This is a genomic window from Pseudomonas sp. WMBT8, from assembly GCF_050916005.1.
In the GTDB taxonomy this organism is placed as follows: Bacteria; Pseudomonadota; Gammaproteobacteria; order Pseudomonadales; family Pseudomonadaceae; genus Aquipseudomonas.
This window is the reverse complement of record NZ_CP188096.1, coordinates 3506643-3517933: the sequence shown is the minus strand read 5'-3', so window position 1 is coordinate 3517933 and position 11291 is coordinate 3506643. Positions and strand designations below refer to the sequence as shown.

10 protein-coding genes are annotated in these 11291 nt (G+C 60.0%); 2 read left to right on the top strand and 8 right to left on the bottom strand.

Going from position 1 to position 11291, the window contains the following annotated elements; genetic code table 11:
* Positions 1–10: 10 nt before the first annotated feature.
* Genes ACO77H_RS16160 through ACO77H_RS16140 form a run of 5 tightly spaced genes read right to left on the bottom strand, consistent with a single transcriptional unit; the run spans position 11 to position 5473 of the window.
* Positions 11–499 carry a PhzA/PhzB family protein gene (locus ACO77H_RS16160; RefSeq protein ID WP_170041206.1) on the bottom strand — a complete coding sequence of 163 codons (489 nt, stop codon included), beginning with the start codon at positions 497–499 and terminating at the stop codon, positions 11–13.
* A 23-nt stretch (positions 500–522) separates the two neighbouring features.
* The gene (locus tag ACO77H_RS16155) at positions 523–1011 is read right to left on the bottom strand and encodes a PhzA/PhzB family protein (protein WP_432754267.1); all 489 of its coding nucleotides are present in this window, start codon (positions 1009–1011) and stop codon (positions 523–525) included.
* A 43-nt stretch (positions 1012–1054) separates the two neighbouring features.
* Positions 1055–2155: a hypothetical protein gene (locus tag ACO77H_RS16150; RefSeq protein WP_432754266.1), complete on the bottom strand. Its 1101-nt coding sequence runs from the start codon at positions 2153–2155 to the stop codon at positions 1055–1057.
* Positions 2156–2173: 18 nt separating this feature from the next.
* Complete coding sequence (locus ACO77H_RS16145) at positions 2174–3439, bottom strand: MFS transporter (RefSeq protein WP_432754265.1); 1266 nt, start codon at positions 3437–3439, stop codon at positions 2174–2176.
* A 9-nt stretch (positions 3440–3448) separates the two neighbouring features.
* The gene (locus tag ACO77H_RS16140) at positions 3449–5473 is read right to left on the bottom strand and encodes a TonB-dependent receptor (protein WP_432754264.1); all 2025 of its coding nucleotides are present in this window, start codon (positions 5471–5473) and stop codon (positions 3449–3451) included.
* Positions 5474–5635: 162 nt separating this feature from the next.
* On the opposite strand from ACO77H_RS16140, the gene ACO77H_RS16135 reads away from it, so the two are divergent.
* Positions 5636–6571 carry a helix-turn-helix transcriptional regulator gene (locus ACO77H_RS16135; protein WP_169952932.1) on the top strand — a complete coding sequence of 312 codons (936 nt, stop codon included), beginning with the start codon at positions 5636–5638 and terminating at the stop codon, positions 6569–6571.
* Positions 6572–6677: 106 nt separating this feature from the next.
* On the opposite strand, the gene ACO77H_RS16130 is transcribed toward ACO77H_RS16135, so the two are convergent.
* The 3 genes from ACO77H_RS16130 to ACO77H_RS16120 form a co-directional block, all read right to left on the bottom strand.
* On the bottom strand, positions 6678–8021 hold the full coding sequence (locus ACO77H_RS16130; RefSeq protein WP_169952934.1) for an MFS transporter: 1344 nt from the start codon (positions 8019–8021) through the stop codon (positions 6678–6680).
* Positions 8022–8358: 337 nt separating this feature from the next.
* Positions 8359–9750, bottom strand: coding sequence for an FAD-dependent oxidoreductase (locus ACO77H_RS16125; protein WP_172311663.1), 1392 nt, complete (start codon positions 9748–9750; stop codon positions 8359–8361).
* Between the two features lie 41 nt (positions 9751–9791).
* A complete protein-coding gene (locus ACO77H_RS16120; protein ID WP_169952938.1) occupies positions 9792–10142 on the bottom strand; it encodes a RidA family protein in 351 nt (116 codons plus the stop codon).
* A gap of 134 nt (positions 10143–10276) precedes the next feature.
* Between ACO77H_RS16120 and ACO77H_RS16115 the strand changes: the two genes are divergently transcribed.
* Positions 10277–11158, top strand: coding sequence for a LysR substrate-binding domain-containing protein (locus tag ACO77H_RS16115; protein WP_170041214.1), 882 nt, complete (start codon positions 10277–10279; stop codon positions 11156–11158).
* Positions 11159–11291: the final 133 nt, after the last annotated feature.

The window sequence follows — 11291 nt, the reverse complement described above, 5'->3', positions numbered from 1 at the left end:
TGGCTGGCTATCAGGTGGGAATACCTTCGCGTTTGATTTGCGGCACCGTAATACTTAGTGCGCGCAGTTGCTGGAAGACGTTCATGAACTCGCGATTGCGCTTGATCTTGCCGTCATCCAGCTCGAAGGAATGCAGGAAGTGGTTTTCGTAATAGCCGTCCGGGTAACCGGGGAAGAGGATCTTGCCGTGGCCTTTGCACTCGACCCAGAAGTGATTGGGGTCGTCGGTACCGAAGATCTTGATGTCGTACCATTCCCAGTCCGGAAAACACTTGAGCGACCAGACCGCATGTTCCGCGAGTTTCTGTTTACCGCTGATCACGATCGGTGCGCCGGTATCCGTCGTCCATAGACCGCCACTGCCATCTTCGACGAACAACTCATGTCGACGCAGGCGATCCTGGCCCTTGGTATTCATGTAGGTTGCAACGGTGATGCGATTCTTCTCGCGAAGATCGGAGGCGCCACTGAAGTCGGCTTGGTTAGTTGTGTCTGGCATCATCAATACTCCTTTGATGGTATTTAGACGGGAATGCCGTCGCGCTTTATTTGCGGCATGGCTATGCCTAGTGCGTGCAGCTTGGGCACAGGGTTCATGAACTCGCGGTTGCGCTTGATCCTGCCGTTATCGAGTTCGAATGAGTGCAGGTAGTGGTTCTCGCAGTAGCCTTGCGGATAGCCCGGGATCAGCACCTTGCCGCGCCCGTCGCACTCCACCCAGAGGTGGTTGGGGTCGTCGGTTTCGAAGATCCGTACGTTGTGCCATTCCCAGTCGGGAAAACATTGCTCGAGCCATACGGCAAGGCGTGCCAGGCTCTCGTGGCCCTGGAAAACCAGGGGCTCTCCGGTAGCCGTGGTCCAGTTTCCGCCGCAGCCGTCCTCGCTGAACAAGGTGTGGCGTTGCAGCCGTTCGGTGCCCTTCATGTGCATGTAGCGCTCGACGGTTGCGCGATTGATCCGACGCAACTGCAGGTGGTTTGCGAAGCCTGTCATTGGTGAGGTGTCCTGCATGATGTAAGCCTCCCTGTCTACCGCTGTCCTGGCGGGCATTGCGCTACGGCCTGTTCGCCAGGGCATGCCGGGTATAGCCGATGAAATTGAAGTCAGGCCTTAACGCGATGTGCGACGTCAGCGTTTGCACGTCACGCCAGCTTTTCTGCACCAGATTGCTGCTGAAGTGGGCTTGGGCGCCGCTCAGGCGGAAGATGCGGTTGACGGCGTCCAGAAGCAGTTGTGCAGCGAAGCTCGCATCACGGGCGCAACGTCCGATTTGCAGTGGTGATAACTCACCCTGGTCAATCGCCTGGCAACTGTTGTGCAGCAACAGGCCGCAGGTCTCCAGTGCAGCTTCCGCGCTGGCATAGGCCATGGCCACTTCACCCACTGCCTCGCTGGGGAGGCTGTCACGCCATTGCTCAAGGCACTGCCAGCCGGCCCCCAGGCCACAGGCCAAAAACAGCTGGGCATCGGCGGCAATCGGTGAGGCCCGGTACTGCGGGCCCTGGGCGTGGCGGGAACCACCTTTCATCAAGTCGGTTCTGGCGAAGGTCATATGCGTCGGTACAACCACTGCGTCCAGGATGATCGAGTGACTGCCTGTGCCCCGCATGCCCAGGGTTTGCCAATTGTCGAGGACTTGCCAGGTGCCGGCGGGAATGGCGGCGAAGCGTTGCTCCCCGTCATCGACCTCAATGCACAGCAAAGCCCAATCAGCGAAATCAACGCCCGAGAGGTAGTGCCATGTTCCCGTCAAGCGCCAGCCCTGGGCGACGGCCTCGACCTTGCCGGTGGAGCGGAACGAGGCACAAATGCGTACGTCCTGGCTGTCTCCCCAGATTTGCTGTTGTGCAGCCACTGGAAGGTAGGCTGCCATGCGCCCTACGACCGCCTGGATGATGGCGCACCAGGCAGCAGAAGGGCATGCCTTGGCCACAGCCACGATGCGCTGTGACAGTTCGACGAAGGTGCCGGGGTGCCCGCCCTGTTCCCTTGGCACGAAGTAGCGGGAAAAACCGGCGCAGGTCAGCGCCTCCACCACTTCGGCGGCCAGCACACCTTGCTGGTCGGCGTTCAACGCGTGGCGGGCGGCAACTTCACGGACGCGCTCAAGGGGCATCAGTTGAGCGAGGGTGCTCGGCGCTTTCAGCTCTTGCATCGGGTCATCTCCTTGAAATTATTCAACCGACTGTGTGGGTGAGGGTGTTTGGCTGGCGGGTTTGCGCGGGGCGCGCAGGCTCCAGCCGAGCAGGTAGGCCAGCATCAGGCCAAGGGCGGCCAGCAGGCAGCCGAACAGGCCGCTGTAACCGGTGTGGTCCAGCAACACGCCGGCGAGAATCGGCAGCAGCGTGCGACCTGCTACGAACAGACTCGACTGGATGCCGTAGTCCAGCGCCGACAGCCCGGGCCGTACGTGGTACATCATCAAACCGAACACCAGGCCGCCGCTGGCGCCCATCATCAGGGCCACCAGCAACGCCGCGAAGGCCATTGCGTCAGGCCCCCAGCAAAGCAGCGTGCTGGCGACCAGCGTGCCCAGCGTCAGCAGGTTGCCGGCCGCAAACAAGGGCAACGCAACGCGCACTCCCCACTTTCGCGATACATAGCTCCCGGCCAGGCTGGAGAAAGCGGCGACCACTCCGCCACCCACGCCGACAATCTGTGCAATGCGTTCAGGGCTGAAACCCTGGTCGAGCATCAACGGCTTGAGGAACACCCAGACGGTGCCGATCAACGGGAAATACAAGATCAGCAATACGGTCCAGGTGCGGTGCCCGGGTTGTGTAAACCACGCCAGCCATTGCCCCATACTGGGCCTGGATATAAAGGCGTCGCGCTCTTCGGGAACAGGGCAGGCAAGTGTGGTCGGTGTTCGCAGCAGCGGGAGCAGCAGCACTGCCGAAAGCACCCCGAGAGACAAAACGTACAAGGGCGCGGCCCAACCTGTACGGCTGTGCAGGATCAGCATCAGGCCACCGCCGATGATTGCCGCCAGCGAGGTGGCTGTTGAACGAATCGCACCGGCCTGCATGCGCTGGGTTTGCGGCAGCATCCGGATGGCCAGCGCGTTGATGGGCAAATCGACCCAGGTACCGAAGAGGCTGACCGCCATGGCTAGCACGAACAACAGGGCAAATGGTGTCTCAGCCAAATCATGGAGGCCCAGCAACAGCAGGGTGGCGATGTAACCCACGCCCAGCAGCATTCCCCAATTGCGATAATTGTTCCGGCCTACCTGCCAGCGGTCGATGGGTGTCGCCAGCAGGAACTTGCCCAGCGCCGGCAACCCCGTCATCTGCATCAGGCCAATTTGTGTAGCGCTCCAGCCGTGTTCGCGCATCACCAACGGCAGGCCGATGAACAGATAAATCAACGGTGCCGTCAGGGCGAGGTTGATCCAGCCGATCAGCAGCTGTCGTGGCCACCAGAAAGTTGTGTTCATCACCACGCCTCACATGCGCCAGGTCAGTCGCGCGCCGACTTCACGTGGCGGGCTGTAGATGGTGTAGTAGCCGGCGTTGTAACCTTCGGCGTCGTACTTCTTATTGAGCGTGTTGTTGGCATAAGCCGCCACTTCCCACTGGCCGAAGGGATAGCCCACCACCAGATTCAGCAGGCCGTAGCCATTGCGTTCGTAACGGTTGCCGGCATCCAGGTAGATCTTGCTGGTGCCCACCACGCTGCCTTGGGCATACCATCTCTGTGGCGCGGTGTAGCGCAGGTCTACATGGCCATTGAGTCGGGGGGCAAAGGTGTTGTAGTTGCCCGCGTAGTTGGTCGCACCGTCCTGAAAACTGTCGTAAGTGGTGTGGTTGAAGGCCACGCCTGTGGTCACTTGCCAGCCGGCACCGAGCAGATAGTCCAGGTCCAGCTCTACGCCCTTGGACGTCGCCTTGGCGGCGCTGGCGGTGTAGATCACGCCCACCGCCGGCTGCATTTGCACTTGCATGTTGTCGATTTTCATCACGTAGGCCGCGAGGGAGTAACGCAGCTGTTTGTCCAGCGCCCAGCCCTTGAGGCCGGTCTCGTAGGACCAGATATCTTCCGGCGAATAAGAGGGGTAGTTGAGCCTGGAAACAAAGATGTTATAGCCGCCGGCGCGTACCCCTCGGCTGGCACTGATGTACCACTGGTTGGAGGCATTGATCTGGTACTGCAGGCTCAGCTTCGGCGAGACATAGGTCCAGTCCTGGCTGCTGTGTCCACCACCGGTGGGGGTGATGCCTGCCGACATGCGCTCGATGCGCGCGCCCGCCGAAACGCTCCAGTCATCGTTGAACGGCACATTCCAGTGGGTGAACAGGGCCACCGAATCTGTCTTCAAGCGGCCGCCATAATCAGAGAAGACGGGGCTGCGCAGGGCAAAGTTGCGCAAGTCGTTGTTACCGTGATCACCGTATAGGCCTACTAACCAGTCGGCCCGCCCCAGTTGCCCCTCCACCCGTAACTCCTGCGACAGGGTGCGCATATGGTTGTCGCGCCCGATGTACAGGCGTTCTACCGGCATGAAGTCGGAGTCTTGCAGGACCTTGTCCTGGTAGTCGTTGTAGGCAGTGATGGAGCGCAGGCGCAGGCCCGTATCGAACAGGTGCGAGGCATTGATCGAGAAGGTCTGGCCCAGGGAGCGGTTCCAGCTGGGCGTGGTGGATGCAACGCGGTCGCTGGGCTGGCCGGCATTGCCCCAGAGCGCCGCACCGTCGTTGTAATCCTGACGGGTGTAACGGGTGACCACTTCATCGGCGTCGGTTGGGGTCCAGCGCAGTCCCAGGTTCAGGTATTTGTGGTGGGTATGGTCCTCATCCCCGCCCGTATAGGTGTTATGAATGAACCCGGACTGCCGTGCGATCGAGCCGGAAACGCTGCCATACAAGGTGTTGGCAACCAGCGGGCCACTCAAGGCGAAGCGCACGTCCCGCTTGTCCCGGCTGCCCAGCTCGGTCGTTACCGTGGCCCGTGGGGTATCTTCCATCTGCTGGCTGTGGATGGCGACCACGCCGGTCTCTGCATTGCGCCCGTACAAGGTGGACTGCGGTCCACGCAGTACTTCGACACGATCCACATCTAGGAGGCTGTTCTCGAAGCCCTGTGCCATCAATGTGGGAACGTCATCGACCAGGAGCAGTACCGAGGAAGAATAGGAGTGGATACCGGCCGTCACGCCGCGCATCACCGGTGCTTTCATACCGGCCTGGCCAAAGGGCTGGAAGGACAACCCGCCAATGCGACCCTCCAGTTGCTCCATAGTCGTGATGCCCGATTGCTCAAGATCCTGGCCATCAATCACCGCGACACTGGCGGGTACCATTTCCAGCGGCCGCTCAATCTTGTCGGCCGTCACCACCACGGAGGGGAGGGCGATGCTGGTTGCATTTTCGGCAGAGTCCGACGCGGTTTGTGCATAAACAGCTGCCGGGCAGGCAAGGGCAGACAACGCAATGAAAACGGTGCGCAGCACCGAGTCAGGGGCATAATTCATGTGGTAGCCAGGCCCGAAATAGGCGCTAATTAAGGTCGGGCCACTATAGGATGCCAATGCGAATAAATCTTGTTACACTTTTTTGGAGGTCCGGATTATCTGTTTGGCATTTCGGAGATCTCCCCCCGTCATTGGGTAAGCGCAACACAAGGAATGATGAAAATGAGCTATCGGTTTTCTTCCACGGACAGGGCCGCACCTTCTCGCCTGGGGCAATCGCCTTGGCGTCGCTCCCAGTTACCGGAAAGCCTGGGAACCTGCTTCAGTGACTCGCTGACATTCGAGGATGGCCTGGCAGTGACCTACTCCAGTTTCAATCCAAACTTTGACCTGGTGGAAGTTGGGTCGTTTGAAGGGGAGCGTGCCCTGACGGTGGCGATTGCGTTGTCCGGACAATCGAGCAGTACCGGTATGGACGGGCAGCGTTACGACTTCATAGGCGGCCATAGTACCGTCGCCACCTACGGCAGTTTGCGGGGAGAGCGGTGTTATCCGGCCAAACAGGCTATCCGCCAGTTGCGTCTGGTGGCCAAGGCGCCACTGCTGCAGCGGTACGGCTTGGAATACTTGCTGTTGGACAATGCCAAGGACCTGTCGGCCAACCATTTATTTTGCGGCAAGCACGGTGCGGCCACGCAGAGGCTGGCCGATTCATTGGTCCATCTGCACGACCAGGCTGGAGGGCTGCTCGATATCCACATTGCCGCACTCGGGTTGCTGTCGGAGCAGATCCGCCCGCTTGCCCCCGCGCCAACGCCTGTAGAGGACAAGATCCGCGCAAAAGACCAGGATTTGATGCTGAGCGCACGGGATATCCTGATGAGCCAATTCGATCGGCAATTAACCGTCGGGTATCTGTGCGCTACGTTGAGCACCAATGAATTCAAGCTTAAACAGGGCTTTCGCAAGGTGTTTGGCACCAGCCCTTACCGCATGCTCACGGATATCCGCATGGCAAAGGCCAGGGAGCTGCTGGAGTCGGGCATGTATGTGTCTACGGTGGCGTACAAGGTCGGGTTTCAACACCTTTCGAGCTTCAGCGCTGCATTTGAAAAGTATTACGGGCGCACCCCCAAATCATTGCGCCAGGCAAAATGACCGGCCCTGTGGCCCCAAGTGCCTCATAGGCCAGGCCTGACGCATGGCCGGAGCAGGCCAAGGCGACCGTCTCCATGCCTGCGCTTGGGCCTTGCAGGGTTGGCGATCAAGAGGCAGTGCTGACCCTGGCCGGCGGCGTCGGGGTTGAGACCAACTGCGGGTTTTCCACGGTCTTTGGCCGGCTGTTCCAAAATGGCACCAGCATCAGGCTGGCCAGCAGGGCCGTGGCGGTGAACACCAGGAATACGGTGATGGTGTCGAAGTAACCCGGCAGCAAGCCGCCCAAAACCGCACCTACCGAACCACAGCCATTGACGAAGCCGGCAGCCGAAGCCGCGCCGTGCTTGCTGCCGAAGTCAATCGCCGCCGAGCCACAGATCATCGAGTCCGGCCCGTAGAGTGTCAGGCCCATCATAAAGAGCAGGCCGACCACCATGTACAGGCTGCCGCTTTGCATCGCGGGAACAAACAGCGCCAGGCAGATAGTCAGCAGAACCAGGCTAAGGACACAGGCGGGCACACGACGCGCACCGAAGTATTTATCCGATGCAATACCGATGAGGATGGGGCCGACTAAACCCGCAAGCTCAAAAGAGGTAGGCACGATTGCAGAGGCTACCTTGCCGATCTCGGGCATGCGCTCGTAGATAATCACCGGGCCCCACAGCAGGATCGCGTAACGGGCGGGCTTGAGCATGAAGTAGGCAAGGCCGAGCACCAATACCGTACGATTCTTCATCACGATCCGTAAACCGGCCCACATGCTTTCCCGTGGTACTACGACGTTACTGACCGGTTCGAGCTCGACTTCTACAGCCGGCAGGCCTACGTCTTCCGGACAGTTGCGTTGCAGGAAAAAGAACAGCACGGTCGCCACCAGCACCACGATCGCGCTGCTGATGAACGCTACGCGCCAGTCGTGATAGACCTGGTAAGCCCACCAGCCGGCAAACGGGGTAGCCACCAAGCCGCCAAAGGCGTAGGAGGTGCTCCAGTAGCCAAGTACGCGGCCGCGTTCTCCCGTACTGAAGAAGCTGCTGACGTTCTTGCACAAGCCTGACCACCCGGTCGATTGCGCAAGACCCTGAATGATCATGCAAGACGCGAAGATCGGCAGGGTGGCGTAGGTCCCCATCAGGAGCGCTGCCCCCGCCGAAATGGCCAGGCCGCTCAAAACTACGATCCTGGGGCCGAAACGGTCCGAGAAGTTTCCCCAGAGAAACTGACCTATGGCGTAGGCGGCCAGATAGAGGGCGTCGAGGTTGGCCATCATGGTCTTTTCGAGCATAAAGCCTGGGTCTTCGCCAATACCAAGCTTGGCGACGGAGAACGCCTTGCGGGTGAAGTAGAAGGCGGCATAAGCCACCCAAGTGATCAGGAAAACCTGCACGCGCCAACGCTTGAGGGAGTGCCAACTGCTTGCAAGGACCGACGGATTATTTTTGTTCATGGTGTTCTGATCCCGTAAAAGGTGCCAGACAGCGCAAAGGAAAGTGTTTTTTGTTTTTGTTTTTGCGGTACGAGCCCGTCCAGGCCCACGGCATCGATCAGATGGCCGTGAGAATGGAGTCAGGCTGTCAGTGGTAAAGGGCGCCTTGTCGCCAGCAGGCAGGGCCTGCTGAAGGCTCGGGGGGGCAGTAGAGGTGCATATCCAAACGCAGTGTGGGTCATGATCTTCTCCAGCAATATTATTGTTGTGAGGAGTGATGCATGGAGCCGATAAAGTCATCGCTGAAACGGTGGCTAAGATCGTTGTGGTGCCTGTTATGCGGGCTGACTGAGGTGGGTCAACCCTTGTCGGCCTTGCCGGCGGCGGCAGCGAATTTGGCCAGATGCACGTCGAATCGACGAGGGTGCCGGTTGTGGTCTTCGGCATGCTCTTTACGCCGAATGGCGTTGCGCACCATCAGGGAGCCGAGGTAGCGGATCGGTTCTGGAGGGAAGTGGCCTAGCGGGCCTTGCAGCAGTGGCGAGCGCGTCCACGGGTTGTCCAGGCCCAGTACCAGTGACGAGAGGATCTGCCCGCCCATATGGCAAGGGCCAACGCCGCTGCCGGAATAGCCGAAGCCATAGAAGACATTGCCTCTTGAGCCCATGCGGCCGAAGAACGGCAGCCCCGTGACTGATCTGTCGGAGGGGCCATTCCAGGTGGCGGCAATACCGACGTCGGCGAAGTCCGGAAAAAAATCCTTGAGTGTGTTGCGCAACAGTCCTGCATAGGGCGACGGTTGGTCGAACACCGGCAGGATACGTCCGCCATACGCGAAGGTGTTGCCACCTTTGCCGAGCATGATCCGACCGTCCGGGGTGTTGTGGTAATAGTGGACGAATATCCGCGAGTCCAGAACCGTGACGCCGTTGGTCAGGCCGATTTTTTCCAGCAGGTCAGGCCGTGGCTCGGTGATGATCATGTCGCTGGAAACGATCGCCACAGAACGCGCGAATTGTGGAAAAGCCCTGGCCATCCAGGCGTTCATCGCCAACACGACCCGGTCGCACGTTACGCTCCCGTTGGGGGTATGGATGATGGCTGGTGCGCCTTCTTCCAGGCGGGTCATTGGCGAGCTTTCATAAATACGCACGCCCAGGTCCAAGGCCACTCGGCGCAGCCCGCGGACCAGCTTGCCCGGCTGTACGCTGGCCGCCGCTGGCGAGAACCAGCCCTCAAGGTGGCGGGTCGAGCCAGCCAGGCGTTGTGCATCGGGCAACGCACATTTGGAAAACGAGTTGATACCGTTGCGTTCGAGCGCGGCGATCACCCCGTCGGTGGAGCCGATCTGCGCACGGTTGGTCGCCGTGTAGAGCGTACCGTCGAGACGGTACTCGGCATCGACCGCGTACTTGTCGCAAAAGCGGCCGATGGCGTAGATGCTTTGCTCCGACTCCTGGACCAGGCGTATTGCCTCTTGGGTGCCGAACAAGCGCTCCAGGGTGAAGTACTTGGCCGACCAGGACAGTGCGCACCCGCCATTGCGCCCACTGGCACCGGCGCCGCAGATGTCGGCCTCGACGATCACCACGTCAAGCTCGGGGTTCTGCTCCTTGAGCATGATGGCAGTCCACAGCCCGGTATAGCCTGCGCCAACGATGCAGACGTCGGCGCGCGTGTTCTGGCGCAGGGGCGGGCAAGGCGCAGCGGGTTGATGTTTTAAGGCCTGGTCCAGCCAGTAGGGGCGCATAGGGTCGTCTCCGTTGGATCGTTACAAGGCAGGTTTATGAATCAGTCGCACGCAGCGACTACGATCATTTCCACGCGCCAGCCGGGGTCGATCAATTGCGCCAGGGTGCAGGCACGGGTGGGTGCGTGGCCGGCAGGAAAAAACTCATCCCAGATCCTGTTCAGCCCTGCATAGTCCTCGCGATCGGCGAGCAGAATGCGCACCGAAAGGACCCGCTCGCGGCTACTGCCGGCACTGAGCAGAAGTTGTTCGATACCCAGGAGCACTTCAAGGGTCTGCGCTTGGATATCTCCCCCGAGGTCTTGGGCAACCTGCCCGCCGATGTACAGGTGATGGTTGTAGCGGACCATGTCCGAACGGCGTTTTGACACAGCGAAACGTTCAACTTCCATAGCGCATTCCTTGTAAGCGGCTGGGGCATAACGGCTTGGGCATCTTGTGAAAAACATGCTTGCAGTTTATTTTCCATAAATGAAATCGATTTAGCGTATGCATGAATAAGCTGAAACTATAGATAGGTGCTGCAATGACGATCTCCCATACACAGCTCAAGGCCTTCCATGCGGTCGCGATGAACGGCAGCTTCACCCGGGCGGCCAACCAGCTGTGCCTGTCCCAACCTGCGGTGTCAGACCAGGTTCGCAAGCTCGAGGACTACTACGGGGTGATGGTGTTCTACCGCGACAAGCGCCTGGTGCGCCTTACGGAGGTGGGCGAGCGGCTGTTCGGCCTGACTCAGCGCCTGTTCGATATCAGTATCGATGCCCACGACATGCTGACGGACTACCGGACCTTGTCGACGGGCACGCTGAACCTGGCCGTGGATGCGCCGGTGCATGTCTTGCCCTATGTCTCTCGCTTCTGCAGCCGATACCCAGGTGTGGATGTGAAGATTGAGACCGCCAATACCGATGAAGTCCTGCAGCGATTGTTCGGCCATCAGGCAGACATCGCCTTGCTGGGGCGCAGTATCGACGACGATCGCCTGCTGACGCTGCATCTGCGCAGCGATCCCATGCTTGTGTTCGTGGCGCATGACCATCCCTGGGCCCAGCGTGAATCGGTTTGCCTGGCCGACCTGGACAACACTCCCATGGTTTTACGCGAGCAGGGCTCGGTCACGCGGCTGTCCCTCGAGGAAGAGATGGCGGCGGCGGGCTTGCGCATTCGCAAGGCGATCGAAGTGGAGGGGCGTGAAGCCGCGCGCGAGGCGGTAGCCATTGGCATGGGCGTCGGTGTCGTTTCTGCGGCCGAATTGGGCTCGGACTCCAGGCTTCGCGGGTTGCCGATCATCGATTGTCAGCGCCAGTTCACCGAGACATTGGTGTGCCTGCGCGCGCAGAGCTCCCGGCGTATCCTGACGACCTTTCTGGACCTGGTTCGAGAAGGGCTGGACGGGCACGATTGATGCCCTGCGTGGCAACCCCCGCAGCCGATCAACCACTGGCTGACACAAGATTGATCTCGGTCATCTACCCTTCCTGACACTCCCTCTACCCTTGGGTTTCCATAAAAGGCCAAGGATGGCTCAAGGAGCCTGC